This is a genomic window from Kitasatospora sp. NPDC094019 (genome assembly GCF_044764505.1).
Lineage (GTDB): Bacteria > Actinomycetota > Actinomycetes > Streptomycetales > Streptomycetaceae > Kitasatospora.
The window spans coordinates 1-17,248 of record NZ_JBIWIF010000026.1 but is presented as its reverse complement, the minus strand read 5'-3'; the positions used below and the strand labels follow the sequence as shown (position 1 = coordinate 17,248).

The 17,248-nt window shown below is 75.0% G+C and carries 16 protein-coding genes; 7 read left to right on the top strand and 9 right to left on the bottom strand.

Annotated elements, in window-relative coordinates:
* Positions 1-33: 33 nt before the first annotated feature.
* From ACIQ9P_RS35740 to ACIQ9P_RS35715, 6 genes are all read right to left on the bottom strand, one after another.
* On the bottom strand, positions 34-1,578 hold the full coding sequence (locus tag ACIQ9P_RS35740) for an alpha/beta fold hydrolase (RefSeq protein ID WP_402365717.1): 1,545 nt from the start codon (positions 1,576-1,578) through the stop codon (positions 34-36).
* Positions 1,579-1,748: 170 nt separating this feature from the next.
* Positions 1,749-2,468, bottom strand: a complete 720-nt coding sequence (locus ACIQ9P_RS35735; protein ID WP_402365715.1) for a polysaccharide deacetylase family protein — start codon at positions 2,466-2,468, stop codon at positions 1,749-1,751.
* A 208-nt stretch (positions 2,469-2,676) separates the two neighbouring features.
* Positions 2,677-4,098 (bottom strand): FAD/NAD(P)-binding protein, encoded by a 1,422-nt coding sequence (locus ACIQ9P_RS35730; protein WP_402365713.1) that lies wholly within the window; start codon positions 4,096-4,098, stop codon positions 2,677-2,679.
* 152 nt (positions 4,099-4,250) lie between these two features.
* Positions 4,251-5,162 (bottom strand): arginase family protein, encoded by a 912-nt coding sequence (locus ACIQ9P_RS35725; RefSeq protein WP_402365711.1) that lies wholly within the window; start codon positions 5,160-5,162, stop codon positions 4,251-4,253.
* Positions 5,163-5,379: 217 nt separating this feature from the next.
* The gene (locus tag ACIQ9P_RS35720) at positions 5,380-5,673 is read right to left on the bottom strand and encodes a putative quinol monooxygenase (RefSeq protein ID WP_402365709.1); all 294 of its coding nucleotides are present in this window, start codon (positions 5,671-5,673) and stop codon (positions 5,380-5,382) included.
* On the bottom strand, positions 5,670-6,587 hold the full coding sequence (locus tag ACIQ9P_RS35715) for a helix-turn-helix domain-containing protein (RefSeq protein ID WP_402365707.1): 918 nt from the start codon (positions 6,585-6,587) through the stop codon (positions 5,670-5,672). The genes ACIQ9P_RS35720 and ACIQ9P_RS35715 overlap by 4 nt, the downstream gene beginning before the upstream one ends.
* A 50-nt stretch (positions 6,588-6,637) precedes the next feature.
* On the opposite strand from ACIQ9P_RS35715, the gene pip reads away from it, so the two are divergent.
* Positions 6,638-7,597, top strand: a complete 960-nt coding sequence (gene pip / locus ACIQ9P_RS35710; protein ID WP_402365705.1) for a prolyl aminopeptidase — start codon at positions 6,638-6,640, stop codon at positions 7,595-7,597.
* A gap of 56 nt (positions 7,598-7,653) precedes the next feature.
* On the opposite strand, the gene ACIQ9P_RS35705 is transcribed toward pip, so the two are convergent.
* The gene (locus ACIQ9P_RS35705) at positions 7,654-8,757 is read right to left on the bottom strand and encodes an NADH:flavin oxidoreductase/NADH oxidase (protein ID WP_402365703.1); all 1,104 of its coding nucleotides are present in this window, start codon (positions 8,755-8,757) and stop codon (positions 7,654-7,656) included.
* 228 nt (positions 8,758-8,985) lie between these two features.
* Here ACIQ9P_RS35705 and ACIQ9P_RS35700 point away from each other — a divergent pair, with 228 nt between their 5' ends.
* From ACIQ9P_RS35700 to ACIQ9P_RS35680, 5 genes are all read left to right on the top strand, one after another.
* Positions 8,986-10,014, top strand: a complete 1,029-nt coding sequence (locus tag ACIQ9P_RS35700; RefSeq protein WP_402365701.1) for an MDR family NADP-dependent oxidoreductase — start codon at positions 8,986-8,988, stop codon at positions 10,012-10,014.
* Between the two features lie 175 nt (positions 10,015-10,189).
* Complete coding sequence (locus ACIQ9P_RS35695) at positions 10,190-11,647, top strand: hypothetical protein (protein ID WP_402365699.1); 1,458 nt, start codon at positions 10,190-10,192, stop codon at positions 11,645-11,647.
* A 283-nt stretch (positions 11,648-11,930) separates the two neighbouring features.
* A complete protein-coding gene (locus ACIQ9P_RS35690; RefSeq protein WP_402365697.1) occupies positions 11,931-12,392 on the top strand; it encodes a MerR family transcriptional regulator in 462 nt (153 codons plus the stop codon).
* 165 nt (positions 12,393-12,557) lie between these two features.
* A complete protein-coding gene (locus ACIQ9P_RS35685; RefSeq protein WP_402365695.1) occupies positions 12,558-13,379 on the top strand; it encodes a lipase family protein in 822 nt (273 codons plus the stop codon).
* Positions 13,380-13,572: 193 nt separating this feature from the next.
* A complete protein-coding gene (locus ACIQ9P_RS35680) occupies positions 13,573-14,286 on the top strand; it encodes a hypothetical protein (protein ID WP_402365693.1) in 714 nt (237 codons plus the stop codon).
* A 27-nt stretch (positions 14,287-14,313) separates the two neighbouring features.
* Here the strand turns inward: ACIQ9P_RS35680 and ACIQ9P_RS35675 are convergent, their stop codons facing one another.
* Both ACIQ9P_RS35675 and ACIQ9P_RS35670 read right to left on the bottom strand, forming a co-directional pair.
* Positions 14,314-14,910, bottom strand: coding sequence for a TIGR03086 family metal-binding protein (locus tag ACIQ9P_RS35675; protein WP_402365691.1), 597 nt, complete (start codon positions 14,908-14,910; stop codon positions 14,314-14,316).
* Positions 14,911-15,054: 144 nt separating this feature from the next.
* Positions 15,055-16,086, bottom strand: a complete 1,032-nt coding sequence (locus ACIQ9P_RS35670) for a medium chain dehydrogenase/reductase family protein (protein ID WP_402365689.1) — start codon at positions 16,084-16,086, stop codon at positions 15,055-15,057.
* Between the two features lie 267 nt (positions 16,087-16,353).
* Here ACIQ9P_RS35670 and ACIQ9P_RS35665 point away from each other — a divergent pair, with 267 nt between their 5' ends.
* Positions 16,354-17,085 (top strand): dienelactone hydrolase family protein, encoded by a 732-nt coding sequence (locus ACIQ9P_RS35665; RefSeq protein WP_402365687.1) that lies wholly within the window; start codon positions 16,354-16,356, stop codon positions 17,083-17,085.
* Positions 17,086-17,248: the final 163 nt, after the last annotated feature.

Here is a 17,248-nt window from a genome sequence, read left to right as displayed (position 1 = left end):
GGCGTGGGCGGGTGCCGTCGGCGCGGGCCGGGGTCAGCGGCGCACGGGGGAGACGGCGAGCGGCGGCACCGCGGCGGTGCAGGAGGTGTCGCCCGGCTGCCCGGTGCGGACGAAGGAGTCGACGATCCCCAGCGTGCAGTGCGTGGACTCCAGCTCCGCCACGTGGCCGGCGTTGGGCACCGTGACGACGGCCGCCCGCCGGAACTGGGTGGCCGCCTGCCGGGTGGCGCTCTCCGGGGTGTTGGAGTCGAGGTCACCGGCGAACAGCAGCACCGGCACGTCCGGCTGCGCCGCGTCCACCGGCTGGGGGCGGGCGGTGCCGGCACGCGGCCACCGGATGCAGGCGTCGGCGCCGTCGGTCTGCCCCTCGGTGAAGCCCTTGACGCTGAACGCCCCGAACCGGCCCGGGTCGGCCGCCGACAGCGCGGCCCGGTACTCGCGCCAGCGCTCCGGCAGCGCGGAGTCGACCGACCAGGCCCGCGGGTAGTCGTTGCACACCACGGCCAGGAACGGCGCCTGGTCCTCCCGGGAGGCAGACCGGTAGTCGGCGTCCACCAGGGCCCGCAGCGCACGGTCGTCGCCGTTCGCGGCGCCGTGCAGGGCCGACGGCAGCTCACCGAGCAGCGAACGCTCGGCCGGGCTCTCCCCGGCGCCGCGACTGGCCGCCTCGTACAGCAGGTTGGCGAGCTTGTCCTCGGTGAAACGCAGCGTGCGACTCCGGCCGGCGGCCTCGATCCGCAGGGTCGAGGGCCGCTCGCGCAGCTTCCCGGCCACGGTGCGGAGGTCCTCGACGGCCGTGTCCCCGTCGCAGGCGCCGCTGCGCTCGCAGACCCGCTTCAGCGCCAGCGACACCGCGTCGGCGCTCGGCCGGGCCAGCGGGTCGACGCCGAGCGGGTAGGCGCCGGAGAGCACCATCGCGTCGACCCGCCCGGGGTGGCGGCTCGCGTACACCGGCATCAGGTACGTGCCGTAGGAGAGCCCGTAGGGGACGAGGGTCGCGGCGCCGATCCTGGCCCGGACGGCGTCGAGGTCGTCGGCGGTCGCGGCACTGGTGTACCCCTCGGCGCGGGGCCCGAGCGCGGCGGCGCAGCGGGCGACGGCGTCGCGCTGCCCCGCGCGGTCGGCGAACCGGTACTCGGCGTCGGTGACCCCGCACGGGATCCGGCCGGAGCGGCCGGTGCCGCGCGGGTCGACGAGCAGCACGTCGTGGGTCGCGAGCACGCCGTCGAGCCCGGCGGCGAAGACCCCGGCCCGGTCGATCGCGGTCTCGCCCGGGCCACCGGGGTTGACCGCCACCGTGCCGAGCGCCGGGCCCGCGTCGCGGTGGCGGAGTACGGCGTAGGCGACGGGGACGCTGCCCAGCCAGGGCTTGCCGCCCACCACGGGCCGGGTGACGGTGCCGCAGTCGACCCGGAGCCCCTCCACCTCGGGGCACCAGGCGGCCCTGCCCGGCCGTGCCCCGTGCTGCGCCGCCACCGCCGCCCCGGCGGGCAGCACCGACAGCAGCACCGCCGCCGCCCCGGCGACCGCCCCGGCCCGCCGCAGGGTGCCCGTGGTGGTGGCCGCGTTCCTCGTCATGGTGGTGTTCCTTCCGTCCTGTCGTGCCCCGTTGGTGAGGACGACAGTGCCGGGCCCCGGTCAGGGGATCGGCAGAGCGACGGCAAAGGCGTGTAAGAAGTGGCGGGCCCCTGGTGCCGGCGGTGCCGGTGATGGAGGGGCGGAGGGGAGGGAACGGCGCGGGCGGCGGGTCAGCGGCAGGGGAGCGGGGCGAAGGTGTAGCCGCGGGCCTTGAGGGTGCGCAGGATGTTCGACAGCGCGGCGACGGTCTGGCTGCGGTCGCCGCCGCCGTCGTGCATCAGGACGACGGCGCCGGGGGTGACCCGGTCCAGGACCCGGCGTTCGATCGCGGCCCGTCCGGGCCGGGCCCAGTCCTGCGGGTCGACGCTCCACAGCTGGACGGTCTTGCCGAGCCGCGCGGCGCCGGAGCGCACGGCGGAGTTCACCGCGCCGTAGGGCGGCCGCAGGCAGCTCGGGGTGGTCCCGGTGCTGGCGCGGATGCGGGCGTCGGTGGCCGAAACCTGGGAGTCGAAGGCGGACTTGGAGAGGGAGCGCAGGTCGGGGTGGGACCAGCTGTGGTTCTGCACGCTGTGGCCCTGGTCGTGCACCCGGCGGGTGACCGCGGGGTACGCGGCGACGTTCTGGCCGATCTCGAAGAAGGTGGCGCGGGCTCCGTACTGGGCCAGCAGCGCCAGGACCTGGGGGGTGTAGCGGGGGCTCGGTCCGTCGTCGAAGGTGAGGTAGACGGTCCTGCTCCCGGCCGCCCTGTTCCCGGCCGCCTGGGCGGGGACGGCGGGCAGGGCGACCACGGCGGTGGTGGCCGCCACCAGGGCGCCGATCGCGAGGCGGGCGGCGCGGCGCCGCCGGGGCCGGTCGGCCGCCCCGGTCGGGGCCACGCGGGGCGAGGTCACCCGGGTCGAGGCAACAAGGATCGAGGCAACGGGGGGTGAGGTCACTCGGGTCGAGGTCACGGGTGCTCCCAACGGCCGCGGAACCGGAACGAACCCGGTGCCCGCCCCCTCCCCGGCCCTCCGTCCAATGTAGCGCTCCGTCCCCGCACCGTCCCGGGACCGGGCGGTGCGGCCTCGGCGCGGGGTCGGTCTTCGGCCGGACGCGGCGTCAGCCCGCCCCGGCGAGGAAGTCCGTGGCGGCGGCATCCGTGCCGGAGCCGTCCGCCGCGGCGAGGTCCGCGGCGAGGATGTCCCCGGCGACCTCCCCGGCCTGGGCGCGGATCTCGGGAATGGCGGTGCTCTCCAGCAGCGTGCCCCGGCGCAGCGCGCCGAGCGTCCACAGCGGCGCGGGCGGGGCCCCGTCGGCGGGCCGTACCCGGCCCCGGGCGTCGGTGCGGAAGCCGTGGCCGAGGTCGTCGGGTTCGGCCAGTCCGGCGCCGAGCAGCACGGCCACCAGCGGGTCCGGCACCCGGCGGACGTCGGCCTGCGGGCCGGTGCAGTTGAGCACCGCGCCGACCGTGAGGGTACGGCCGTCGCGCAGCCGGACCAGCACGCCGTCGCCGGTGGGGGCCGCGTCGGCGAGTTCGCCCGGTCCGACCGTGACCCACCCCTCGGCCTCGGCCGTGGCGAAGGCCCGGGCGGTCGCGGGCGCGGCCCGGTGGCGGTGGACGTCCCACAGCCGCCGGTCCTCGGCCTGGAAGCGCATCCGTTCGGCCGGGGAGAGGCCCTGCCAGAGCGCGGCGGTGACGGGGCGCAGGCTGTCGATGCCGACCCGCCAGTCGCCGTGGACGCGTCGGCAGGCCGAGACGTGCGCGAGCAGCGCGCGGCGCACCCGGGGCAGGCCCGCCGCCGGGTCGACCCGCGGCGGGCGCGCCGGGGGCAGCGCCGTCGCGGCGTGCGGGCGGGGGACCAGGCCGTGCCGGGAGATCGCGTGCACACGGCGCCCGGGGCGGGCCAGGACGAGTGCGACGTCGATCATGGTGAGGCCGGTGCCGAGGAGCAGCAGGTCCTGGTGCTCGGCGAGGCCGCGCAGCGCGCCCGGGGCCCACGGATCGGCGACGAACCTGGGGGAGCGGCGGAGCCGGGCGGGCGCCCAGGCGTTGTCGGGCGGGAAGGTGCCGAGGGCGAGCACCACGGCGTCGGCGTCCAGGCGGCGTCCGGTGCCGAGTCGCAGTGACATCCCCGGTCCGGCCCGGCGGGCGGAGACGACCCGGTCGTCCACCCGGCGCAGCCGGGCGGTGCCGGCGCGGGCCTCGGCGGCGGCCAGTACCTCGCCGAGGTAGGCGCCGTAGAGGCGGCGGGGGACGTGGTCGGCGGCGGTGTGGACGCCGGGCGCGTGGCGGTCCAGCCAGTGGACGAAGTCGTCGGGCGCGTCGGCGAAGGCGCTCATCCGCCCGGCCGGGACGTTGAGCAGGTGGCGGTCGGCCGTGGTGGCGTAGGCCGCGCCCCGGCCGGGGGCGGGGGCGCGGTCGATCAGCCGGACGTCCAGCGGGACGCCGGCCAGGTCGGCGCGGCGCAGCAGTTGCGCGGCGGTCAGCACGCCGGAGGCGCCCGCGCCCACGACGGCGACGCGGCGGGGATTCTCGGTCATGGGATGGGGTCGGCCTCTCCCGGGTCGGGTGCGCTTTCACGGGTCCGGATCGAACCGCCCAGCGGGTTGACCCATGTCCATCAACGGCGGTGGTCAAACCGGGGCCGGTGGAACGGGCGCCGGTGGCACGGCGCTCCGCGCTCCGGGCCCGGTCAGTCGACGCGCCGGGCCAGTGCCCCGACCAGGGCGCCGACCAGCCGGTCCACCATGGCCCCGTCCGGGTCGCGGTCCGGATTGACCTCGGTCACCACCAGCGCCGCCAGCTGCGGCGCCGAGCAGAACTCGGCCAGGCAGTCGAAGGCCACGCCGACCGGCAGACCCTCGTTGAAGTGCGGGAAGTTCGCCAGCGGGAAGTCCACCGAGTCGATCACGTCCACGTCGAAGTGCAGCACGAACCGCTCGTGGTCGGCGGCCAGTGCCCGCCAGGCGGCCCGCGCCTCGACCACCGGGTCCACCCCGGGCGCGGTGAGCTCGGTGCACGGCAGCGCGCGCAGCCGGTAGCGGCCCAGCCGTTCCCGTCCCGCGGCGCCCAGTTCCACCGGGTCGTGGCCGAACGCCACGATCCCCTCCGGCCCCAGCAGCGGGGTGCGCGGCCCGGCCTCCCGCAGCTCGGGCGCGCCCTCGCCGAGCAGGTGCGACAGCACCATGGTGTCCAGGATCCCGGAGCGGCTGGTCTCGGGGACGGACAGGTCGAGGTCCCCGTCGAAGTACAGCAGGCCGGTGCCGGGCCGGCGGGCGACGTGGGCGGCGAGCACGCCCAGCGTGATCGTGCAGTCCCCGCCCACGACCAGGGGCACCGCGCCCTGGTCGAGGACGGCGCCGACGGCCTTGGCCACCGCCCGCACCACCTCGACCACCAGCGGCAGGTTCTGCCGGTCGCGGCGGTCGGGGTCGGTGCGGAACGGCACCACCGGCAGGTCGCCGTGATCGGTCACCGTCACCCCGGCCGCCCGCAGCCGCTCCACCAGGCCGGCGGCGCGCAGGGCCGCCGGGGCCTTCTCCTGGCCGGGGCCGTGCGTGCCCGCGCAGGACGGGACCCCCAGCAGTGCGAACTCCTCGGCCACGGTCGCTCCCTGTCCGTTCGTCCCGGCCCCGCCGGGGGCCGCGTCCGCGCCCTGGACCGGGGCGGCGCGCGGGACGGAGCGCGGCAGTGGGCCGAGCGTATCGGCGGACGGGGCGCGCGACGCGTTCCTCCCGCCGGTGTCGGCGGTCCCGGTCGCTTCGGGCAGCGGCGGACCGTGCGCGGACGGTGCCCGGGGCCCGCGGGGCCCGGTACGGCGCTCAGCGGGCGAAAGCGGTGACCACCTCGGCGAACTCGATCACCGGCTCCTCCGCCAGCAGCAGCGGGAACCGGTCGAGCAGCGCGGACACGTACGGGGCGGCGAAATGGGCGTCACGGGCCGCGCGGTCCGCGTACCGCTCCACGACCAGGAACCGGCCGCCGTCCTGCCGGGCGACCGAGTACGCCAGCGCGCCCGGTTCACCCCGGGTGCGCCCGGCCACCTCGCGCAGTGCGGCGTCCAGTTCGTCCGCGTACTCCGGCTCGGCCCGCAGCATCGCCAGCACCATGGTCATCGGGTCTCCTCCTGTGTCGGTCGGAGCCCAGCCTGGCCGTCGGCGGTCAGCGACGGATAGTAGAAATGCGACCGGCCGGGTGCGAGCAGCTCGGCCGGGCGCTCCCCGGTGAGCCGACGCGACTCCCGGGTGAAGTGGCTCTGGTCGTAGTACCCGGCGTCGAGTGCCGCCGCGAGCCTGTGGGGCCGCTCCGACCGCAGCAGCAGCCGGGCGACCCGCTGGAACCGGGCCAGTCGCTGGAACTCCTTGGGTCCGGCACCGACCGCGGCCGGGAACATCCGCTGCAGCTGCCGCGGGCCGACCCCGATCGTCTCCGCCAGCCGGTCCATCCGCAGCCCGGCGGGCCTGCGGTAGATCCGCCCGACCGCGGCGTCCAGCCACGGATCCGGCCGATGGTGCGCTTCGAGCCGCCCGGTCAGGAAGCGGTCCAGGACCGCCACCCGCTCGGCCGGGCCGCGGGCCGACCGGACCCGCTCGACCAACCGCCGCCCCGGAGCGCCCCACAGCTCCTCGGCGCCCACCGTCCGGTCGGCCAGTTCGTCGAGGCCGACCGGTACCAGGTGGCGCAGCGCGCCGGCCCGGAACCGCACCGCCACGAACCCGGGCCGGCCGGCCCCCGCCCGGTGCTCCACGGACCAGGGCGTGCGCCGCAGGCAGACCAGGTGCGCGGCCGGCAACGCCGCCGGCGACCTGCGCTCCGGAGGCCCGCCGCCCACGGGTCGCAGGTCCACCCCGCCCGACCAGTGCACCCAGAGCTCCGCGCCGGTGCCGGGCAGCAGCCGAGGCAGCGCGCCCGCGCCGCCCTCGGACCACCAGTACCGCTCGACCAGGGCTGCCAGACCCGCCGCCGGACGGGCGAACGCCACAACCCGGCGGTCCGTCAGTTCCTCGTCCGGGTGAGGTGATCGACTCATTCCACAGATGGTACGGGCGCCGCCGTCGGGTCCGCGTACGATCGACCGCCATGGTGGATCTCTACCCTCCGACCGGACCCTACGACCGCGGCTTCCTCGACACCGGGGACGGCAACCGCCTCTACTACGAGCAGTTGGGCAGTCCGGCCGGCAAGCCCGCGGTCCATCTGCACGGAGGGCCGGGCTCGGGCACGCCGGACCGCCCGGTGCGGGCCTGGGACCCGGCCCGCTACCGCCTGGTCCGCTTCGACCAGCGCAACTGCGGGCGCAGCACCCCGCACGCCTCCGACCCGGCCGTGGACCTGGACCGGAACACCACCCGGCACCTGATCGAGGACATCGAGCGCCTGCGGGCGCACCTCGGCATCGAACGCTGGCTGGTCAACGGCGCCTCCTGGGGCTCGGCGCTCGCCGTCGCGTACGCGCAGCGGCATCCGGAGCGGGTGACCGAGGTGGTGATCGCCGCCGTCACCACCGCCCGCCGCTCCGAGATCGACTGGCTCTACCGGGGCGTGGCACGGTTCCGGCCCGAGGAGTGGGAGCGCTTCCGGGACGCCGTGCCGGAGGCCGAACGCGAGGGGGACCTGCTCGCCGCGTACGCGCGACTGACGGCGCACCCCGACCGGACGGTGCGCGAGCGGGCCGCCGCCGACTGGATGGCCTGGGAGGACGCGGTGGTGGCCGGCGAGCCCAACGGGGTGCCCGGCGCGTACAGCCGGCGGGAGGCCGACGCCCAGGTGGCGTTCGTCCGGATCTGCGCCCACGTCTTCGGCCACGGCGCCTGGTTGGAGGAGGGACAGCTCATCCGCGACGCCGGGAAACTGGCCGGGATCCCGGCGGTGCTGGTGCACGGGCGGCACGACCTGAGCTGCCCGGTGCGGACCGCCCGGGACCTGGCCCGGGCCTGGCCGGGCGCCCGGCTGCACATCGTCGAGGACTCCGGTCACGGCGGCAGCGAGGAGATGAGCCTGCTCGTCCGCCGGGCCCTGGAGGAGTTCAAGGACCGCTGAGCACGGCCGCGCCGGACGGGCCGTCGCGGGCCCGTCCGGCGCGGTGGTGGCGAGGGCTACGCGCGGTGGTACGGCATCGGGCCGGCGACCTCGACGCCGAGCTCGGTGGCGGCCCGGCGGGCCCAGAACGGGTTGCGCAGCAGCTCGCGGCCGATCAGGACGGCGTCCGCCCGGCCCTCGGCGAGGATCCGCTCGGCCTGCTCCGGGTCGGTGATCAGGCCGACCGCCGCCACCGGCAGATCGGTCTGGGTGCGGACCGCCTCGGCGAACGGCACCTGGAAGCCGGGGCCGGCCTCGATCCGGGCGTCCGGCACGAGGCCGCCGGTGGAGACGTCCAGCAGGTCGACGCCGTGGGCGTGCAGCTCCTTGGCCAGACGAACGGTGTCCGCCGAGGTCCAGCCCTCGCGCCCGTCCTCGGGGTTCTCGGTGAGCCAGTCGGTGGCCGAGATCCGGAAGAAGACCGGGAGCTCCTCGGGCCACACCGCGCGGACGGCGTCGACGACCTCCAGCGCGAACCGGATCCGGCCCTCGAACGAACCGCCGTACCCGTCGGTGCGCCGGTTGCTGTGCGGGGAGAGGAACTCGTGCACGAGGTAGCCGTGCGCGCCGTGGATCTCGGCGACCTGGAAGCCGGCGTCGAGCGCCCGCCGCGCGGCGTCGGCGAACTGCCGCACGATCGCGCCGATCTGCTCCACCGTGAGCTCCTCCGGCGCGACCCGGTCCGGCTCGAACGGCAGCGCGCTGGGGGCCACCGGCCGCCACCCGTGCGTCTCGTCCGGCGCGACGGCCCGTCCCCGGTCGACCCAGGTCCGCTCGGTCGACGCCTTCCGCCCGGCATGGGCGAGCTGAATCGCCGGGACGGTGCCGTGCTCCTTCAGGAAGGAGGTGATCCGCCGGAACCCCTCGACCTGGGCGTCGTTCCACAGCCCGAGGTCGTAGGCCGAGATCCGGCCCTCGGGGCTCACCGCGGTGGCCTCCGTGATGATCAGCCCGGTCCCGCCCGCGGCCCGCGCGGCCAGGTGGGTGAAGTGCCAGTCCGTCGGCACGCCCGCCGCCTCGCCGTCCGGAGCGGCGCTGTACTGGCACATCGGCGGCATCCACACCCGGTTGGGGACGGTCAGCGACCGCAGGGTGAGGGGGGCGAACAGGCTGCTGCTCATGTCGGACTCCAGGAGACGGCCCAAGATTGATTGCAGGTGCAATCTCTGTGGAAACAATAGTTGCATGCGCGCCACAATCGCAAGCCTCGACCGCGACCGGCGCCCGCGAAGGGCCGGGAACGGGCTTGCCCCTGACGCGCGGGGCAGGGGTTAGCGTCCCGGAGTCGGACGGCCCGAAGACGGTCCCGCTCCGCCGCCGACGCCACCGCCGAACCGAGGAGTTCACCCATGCCATCGCTCCCCGCCAGCACCCGCGAGGTCCACCTTGTCACCGCCCCGGACGGGCTCCCCGTCCCCACTGACTTCGCCCTCGTCGAAACCCCCCTGGCCGCGCCCGGAGCGGACCGGGTACTCGTCCGCAACCGGGCCTTCCTGGTCTTCCCCGGACTGCGCAGCCTCATCGGGGGCGAACTCGAATCCGCCGCACTGCCCACGGTCCGCCCCGGGGACCGGATCTTCGGACCCGCGCTCGGCGAAGTCCTGTTCGCGCCCGCCGACGGACCGCTGCGCCCCGGGGACCTGGTGACCCATCTCCTGGGCTGGCGGGAGCACGCCGTGGCCGAGCCCGCCGCGTTCACCCGGGTGGCCGACGGCTTCCCCGACCCGGTCGCCCTGCTGTCGCCCGCCCTGGCCGCCTACGGCGCGCTGACCCGGGCGACCGCGGTGCGGGAGGGCGACGTCGTCCTCGTCACCGGAGCGGCCGGAGCGGTCGGCACGGTGGCCGGACAGCTGGCCCGGCTGCTCGGGGCCGCGCGGGTGATCGGCACCACCGGCTCGGCCGCGAAGGCGAGGCGGCTGACGGAGGAACTCGGCTACGACGCCGTCCTGGTACGCGGCGGACGCCCGATCGCGGACCAGCTCGCCGAAGCCGCCCCGGAGGGCATCGACGTCCTCGTGGACATGGTCGGCGGCGAGCAGCTCACGGCGGCCGTCGACGCCGCCCGCCCGGGCGCGCGGTTCGCGCTGATCGGCGCGCTCGCCGGACAGTTCGACCCCGCCCGGCGCGGTGCCAGCGCCCCCGCCGTGGTGGACAGCTTCCGGCTGCTCCTCCGCGACGCCGCCGTCCACGGCATCGCGGGCCAGCGCTACCAGGACCTGGACCCGGAATGGCGCGAGCGGCTCGCCGACTGGCTGCGCTCCGGTGAACTGGCCGTCCCCCGGACCGTGCTGACGGGCATCGAGCAGGCTCCCGGAGCGTTGTCCAGGCTGATCGAGGGCGACCTCTTCGGCGCACTGATCGTGGAACTGACAAACTGACGAATACATGAACCGGCGGACAGCTGGAAGTTCGGCGGCTCGGTGCCCGGGCCGATGTCCGAAGATCCGGCAAGTGTATTGACCTGCAGCGCTGTTGGGCTTCCGAGGAGCCGTGACACTGTCTACCGGCGGACGGGGGCCGCCGGTAGCCTCGTGCCGACACCCGTTTCGAGTCTTGGGGGAGACACGAGTGAGCGTTGGGGATTCAGACGGTGCCGGTCAGGCACCGGAACCTGCCGCGGTGCCGGATCCGCCGGCCTCGCCGCCGCAGCAGCAGGTCGGGCGGCCGGAGCGGTCGCAAAGCCGGGTGCAGGTGATCACGGGGGTGGTGGTGGGCGCACTGCTGCTGGTGATCGGGGTACCGGTCGCGCTCCTGACGACGGTGCTTCAGGACGATTTGGTGAAGGAGGAACCGCGGTTCACTGCCCGGTACGGGCAGTCCGTCGGCGATCGCGGCGAAGCCACCGTCCTGCCGTCGGTGGTGGGGGCCGCCGACATCCCGACCTCCGCGCTGGCGGGAGGATGCACGACGGCCAGATCCTGGGCGCACCAGCGCGGAGGCATGGATGTCGGCAGCTCGAAGATCGACATCGAGGCAGTGGGTGCGAAGGACCGCACCGTCGCGATCCGGGGGATCCGCGCCGAACGCGTGGACAGTCCGCGCCCGCCGGAAGGCGGCACCGTGATCGGCTGCATGACCCAGGGAGAAGGGGCCGCGTCGGGCGTCGGCCTGGACCTCGACTCACCGAGCCCGAGCGCGCTGGCCGTCTACCAGCACGAGACCGTAGGGTACGCGCCGTACTTTCAGGACAGGTTCCACTATCTGGAGAACCAGAAGCCGGAGGTCTTCGCCGTGACGGCGGTCGCCGCCGAGTACAGCTACGACTACGTCATCAGGATCGACGGCTCGGTCGACGGCAAGGAGACCACCTGGACCCTGAAGGACGGCGACAGGCCCTTCAGGATCTCCGGCATCCGCAAGGACCGCTCCAACATCGTGTACGCGCTGCCCGTGCCGTGGACCGAGTACGCCACCGGTGAGGCGGTCGGGCCGAGGCGCTGCGTCACCACCTGTGTCGCCCCGGACGGCAGCACGGTGCCACAGCCGACCGGGGTCGCACCGCCGGCTCCACCGCCGCCGGCTCCGACCCGTCCTGCCGTGCTCCCTCCACCCCTGTCGGTGCTTCCTCGGGATGCCGAGTCCGTCGCCGTCGCGTGGGGTGTCGCCTCGCACAGCAGTACCTATACGGACTACGCGAGCCGCATCGCGGCCATTGAACGGACCAAGCCCTACCGCACCAAGGACTCCTACGACAAGGAGGTCCGGGAGGCATTGCAGGCGGAGGAACCGGACAACCCCACTCCTCCGAAGGAGGAGGAGGTCGTCGCGCACAAGGGGTGGCGCCAGGTGCGCAGTGTGCGAGTAAAGGTTGCCGAGGACGGGGTCGGGGGGCCGCCGTCGAAACTGGACGACGCGAAGGTGCGCCTGAGCGTCGAGGTCCGGTCCGACGTTCTGGGAGAGGACGGCTGGCGGCAGACCGCGGAGGGCAACCCCGAGGAGGGGAACTTCCTGGTCACCCTGGCCCGCCAGGACGACGGGACCTATCTCGTCGCCGAGTGGGAACCGCAGTAGCCCCTGTGGCCGGTCGGCGGCGATCAAGGGCCGCCAACCGCCGGACCGCCGACCCGGCGGCGGTCCGGGGGAAGGACCGTCCCCCCGGACCGTGCTGACGGGCATCGACCAGGCACCCGGAGCGTTGTCCCGACTGATCGAGGGCGACCTCTTCGGCGCGCTGATCGTGGAACTGACGAACTGACGAACTGACGAACTGACGAACTGACGAACTGACGAACTGACGAACCGGCGGACCGGTCGGCTCTCCGGCCGGTTCGGTCGACGGACACACGGAGGACGGATGGCGACTCGGATGAGGATCGGCGACGCGGCGGCGGCCGCCGGCACCACACCCCGGGCGCTGCGCTTCTACGAACAGCGCGGTCTGCTCCCGCCACCCGTCCGCAGCGCCTCCGGTCAGCGCGAGTACGGCTCGGAGACCGTGGTCAGGGTGCGGGTCATCCGCGCTCTGCTGGCGCTCGGCCTCACCGTCGACGACCTGGTCAGCCGCTCGCACCGGCTGGACCTGCTGGCCGAGGACCCGCCGCGCAGCTGCGTCTCGGACGGTGACTCCGGACCGGACACCTTCGCCCCGGTGGTCGAGCAGCGGCTCGCCGCACTGGACGGGGAGATCGCCCGGCTGACCAGGCTGCGGGAGGCTCTGTCCCGCCACACCGGGGCGCAGACCGGTCCGGACCTCCCGGGTGTTCCGGACCTCCCGGGTGTTCCGGACCTCCCGGACCGAGCGGTGCCGGGCCGGTAGCGCCGGGCGGTGCGGCGGGGTCGCCGGTCGTTCCGGTCCACCGGTTCGTTCGGGTGACCCTGCGGTGCGGCGCCGGTCGCGCGTGGACGATCGGGCGCTAGGAAGTGCAGGACCGCACCGCGCCGGTGGCCCGCCGGCCGCCGGCCCCACGAGAGGAGTCCCGGCGTGGCCGTCCCCACCACGTTCGACCATCGGGTGAAGAGCTACAGCCTGCCGCACGCGTACTGGCTGGCCAGGGCCGCCGACCTGGCCTACAAGGACAAGGACACCATCGAGCGACAGGCCCGCGACTGGGGCTTCACCGAGGTGCGGCACCACGAGACCGTCTTCGCCCCGCCCTTCCCGCTCCAGGACACCCAGGCATTCACCATGGCCGGTGAGCACATGATCGTGACCGCCTTCCGGGGCACCGAGCCGCAGCAGATCCGCGACTGGCTCTCGGACGCCTCCACTCCGCCCTGGCCGGGGCCGGCCAGGACCGGCTACATGCACTACGGCTTCGGCGAGGCCCTGGAGTCGGTGTTCCCGGACGTGCGGAAGGCCGTGACCGAGCTCCGCACCCAGGACCAGAGCATCTGGCTCACCGGCCACAGCCTGGGCGGGGCGCTGGCCATGCTGGCCGGCGCCCGGCTCCTGCTGGAGGAACCGCGACTGGCGGCCGACGGCGTGGTCACCTTCGGCCAGCCCCGGACCTGTGACCGCCTGCTGGCCGCGGCGTACAACAAGGGTTTCCAGAAGCGGATGTACCGCTTCGTCAACAACAACGACATCGTCCCCCAGCTGCCGCCCGAGCCCGCCTACACCCATGTCGACGCGCTGCGGTACATCGACTCCGGCGGCAAGCTTCACGACTCGGTCGGCCTGGTCGGCGGTCTGGCGGACCGGGCGAAGGGCCTGACCGCCGACGCCTTCGCACCGGCCAGTGACGGCATGCGGGACCATTTCATGCGCAACTACCTCGCCGCGCTGGAGAAGAACCTCGCCTGACGGCGGTGGGGATCCGGGTCGGTCGGTGCCCGGATCCCCACGACCGGCCAGGATCCCCACGAACGCTCCGGATTCCCACAACTGGCTCGGATTCCCACGAACGGGCCCTCCCCGCAGCCGAGTTCTGGAAGCATCGACCTCGTTCCGGACCGATCCCGTTCCGGGCGGTGCGGCAGGAGAGGGGCCCGGGGCGATGAGTGGGACGCGTACGAGGCGGTCGGGAGCGGCGGTCCTCGCCGGGGCGGTGGCCGCCGCGCTGGGGATCGCGGGCTGTACGTCCGGTGGCTCCACCGGGGCGGCGGGATCGCCGTCGCCCTCGGTGAGCACGACGGTCCCCGATTCGACGGGCACCCCCACGGGAGCGACGACGGCCACCCCGACCACTGCCGCACCGGCGCCGAGCCCGAGCTGCTACGACACCGGCATGGTCGGCGACACCACCGTGGCCGGCTACCTCGGCCGGCTCCCCGGCGCCACCCGGGTCGTCGAACCGGGGATCTTCATGGACCTGGACGGCCTGCACCTCGACACCGCGACGAGTCAGCGGCCCTGCGGACCGGTGACCGTGCGGATCACCCGGTTCACCGTGCGGCTGTCCCACACCGGTTCGGGCACCGTCACGCGCCCGTCCTACGCCTACAGCCCGCTGGACTCCGTCGAGGTGACGGTCGGCCCGGCCAACGGGATCGCCGCCGGGAGCGCGCCCCCGGTGACCTCGCACTGCTCCGGGGTGCTTTCCGTGGTCCAGCTGGGCGCGCCGGTCAAGGACGCCGACCTGCCGCAGCGGCTGGACCTGGCGGCCCCGAACCCGGCACCCACCGGGCCGTACCACCAGATCGTCAAGGTGACCGGCGAGCGCCAGGTGACGGCCGGCCTCGCCCTCCCGGCCGACGCCGCCACCTGCTGACGGCCCGGGGCGGCTGACGGCCCGGCGCTACGCGGTCGGCGGCGCCCACTGCGGGTCGCGGCCGGTGAAGCCGAGCAGCCCGGCCGCCCGGCCGGCGTCGGCGGGGACCTCGACCACGGGGCCGAACTTGCCGAAGGTGTCCCGGACGAAGTCGACGATCCGGGCGGCCGGGTCCTCCAGCCCCTCCGCCAGGGCATCCGTGAGCGGGAGGTCCTGGCCGGTCGCGCGGGCGATGTCCCAGGCGTGCACGGCGGCGTCGAGCGCCGCCACCGCCGCCCCGGCCGCCGCCGGCATCGGGCCCATCGGGGTCGGCACGCTCCCGGCGTCCCGGACCGACTCCCACGCCTTGGCCGCCCCGGCGAGCACCGCCGCCAGCTCGGCCACCGTGTCCCCGGTACCGCCGGCCGGAGCGTCCGCCGGGTCGAACGGGTCCCCCGCCGGGGCCTCCTCGGTGATCTGCATGACCAGCGCCTGCTGGTCGAGCCGCGCGTGGTTCAGCACCTGGCGCACCGTCCACTCGCTGCACGGCGTCGGCGCGCCCCAGGCGCTCTCCGGCACCCCCCGCACCGCGGTCAGCAGGTACTCGTGCGCCCCGGCCAGCAGTGCGAAACCGTCGACAGACATCCGGCATCCCCTCCAGATTCGTTCGGCATCGACAGGGGCGGCCGTACCAGCAACCCCGAAGTCGTTCACCCTCACCATAGGCCCCAGCACTGACAATCGGCCGCCCCGAGCCGCGAGCCGGGGCGGGGGTGCCGCACGGCCCGCTCAGGGCGTCAGGACGATCTTGCCGCCGACCGTGCCGGACTCGGCGAGGCGCAGTGCCTCCGCGGCCCGGGTCAGCGGGAGTTCGGCGGCCACCCGGGCCGTCACCTCGCCGCGGCGCACCGCGCCGAAGACCTCGCCGAGGTCGGCCCGCAGCCGGGCGCGGAAGCGGTCCTTGCCCAGCCCGCGGCCGGCCCAGATGTTGTAGAAGTGGGCCCGGCGGCCGTTCGGCAGGGTGTTCCAGAGCCAGGTGCGGGCGAGGATCTTGAGCACCGGCCACTGCTTGGAACCGCTGTCGTCCCGGGTCGAGGCGCTGCCGTAGGCGATCAGCGTGCCGCCGGGGGCGAGCAGGCTCCAGGAGTCGACCACGCTGCGCCCGCCGACGTGGTCGAACACCGCGTCCACGCCTCCCGGGGCCAACTCCCGGACCAGGGAGGTGACATCGCCCGCGCGGTAGTCGACCGGCTCGACCCCGAGCGCGCGCAGGGCCTCGTGGTGGCGGGCGGAGGCGGTGCCGATCACCCGGGCGCCCGCCGCGCCGGCGAGCTGGACCAGGACGGAGCCCACGCCGCCGCTCGCGCCGTGCACCAGGACGGTCTGTCCGGCGCGCACCCGGGCCCGGCGGTGCAGCATCTGCCAGGCGGTGATGCCGTTGACCACCACGGTCTCGGCCTCGGCCGGGGTGAGGCCGTCCGGCACCGGCACGGCGTCGGCGGCGTCGACCACCACGTGGCTGGCCCAGCCGCCGACCTTGACCAGTGCGGCGACGCGCTGGCCGAGCAACGCCGGGTCGACGCCCTCGCCGGTGGCCAGGACCCGGCCGACCAGGTCGTAGCCCGGTACGAAGGGGAAGGGCGGCTGGTCGTAGTACCGGCCGCGCCGCATCTGCTGCTCGGCGAAGGAGACCCCGGTCGCCTCGACGCCGATCACGATCCGGCCCCGCTCGGCCTCCGGCACGGCCCCGTAGCGGAGCTCCAGCCCTTCCGGGGCCACGACACCCGGCAGGACGACCTGGACCAGACGCTCGTCACTCATGATCGCGTTCTCCTTCTTCGCTTCTTCGTTCGGCAGATACTTTCGCGTTCGTTAGAAGTTATAACTCCAACGAGCCGTGAGCGTCAAACGCGATCGTGAGACCCTCTAACAGCTCCCGATTCAAGATCGCCGTGATACCTTCACTCCCGCCGTGCGCCGCTGCGACCAGAGGAGGTGGGACCGATCAACGCTGTGACCGATCGGGCACCCCTCCCTCGCATGGTCTGAGGGCTGCCCGCACCAGGCATCCCGAAAGGCCCGATTACTGTGCGCATCACTTCCGAAACCCTCTCCCACGGCATCCGCGAGCAGATCGTCGTCGTCGACGACACTCCCGCCGCGCTCTGGACGCCGGACGGTCCCGCCGTCACCCGCCCGCTGGTCCTGCTGGGCCACGGCGGCGGCGAACACAAGAAGCAGCCCGGCATCCTGGCCCGGGCCCGTCGGCTGGTGACCGAGTGCGGCTTCGCCGTGGTCGCGCCGGACGTCCCCGGGCACGGCGACCGGCCGGTCGTCGAGGAGTACAACCGGCTCGCCGTCGCCAACCAGGAGCGGATCGCGGCCGGCGCGGAGCCGGGGCAGCTGCTCGCCGAGTTCCACGCCCTGGTGGCACGGCGGACGGTGCCGGAATGGCGGGCCGTCCTGGACGCCGTCCAGCGGCTCGACCACGTCGGCACCGGTCCGGTGGGTTACTGGGGAGTCTCCCTGGGCTGCGGCCTCGGTGTGCCGTTCGTCGCCGCCGAACCCCGGGTCCGCGCGGCGGTCCTGGGTCTGGGCGGGGCGCTCGCCTCGGCGGCGGAGGCCGCGCGGATCACCGCCCCGGTCGAGTTCCTGCTGCAGTGGGACGACGAGCGGGTGCCGCGCGAGGCGGGCCTCGCGCTGTTCGAGGCGTTCGGCTCCGCCGAGAAGACGCTGCACGCCAACCCCGGCGGGCACGGCGAGATCCCGGCCTTCGAACTCGACAGCACCGTGCGGTTCCTCGCCCGTCACCTGGGCTGACCCGCACCCGGCCGACCGCGTTTCGGGCCGACGGCCTTTCCGGCCGCCGGGCGCCCGGCCCCCCCCCCGGCCCCCCCCGGGGCGGCCGCGCCCCCCGCGGGGGGCCGGGGGGGGGGGCGCGCCCCCGCGCCGTCGGTGCGAAAGTGCAGGGCCGGCCGGCGGG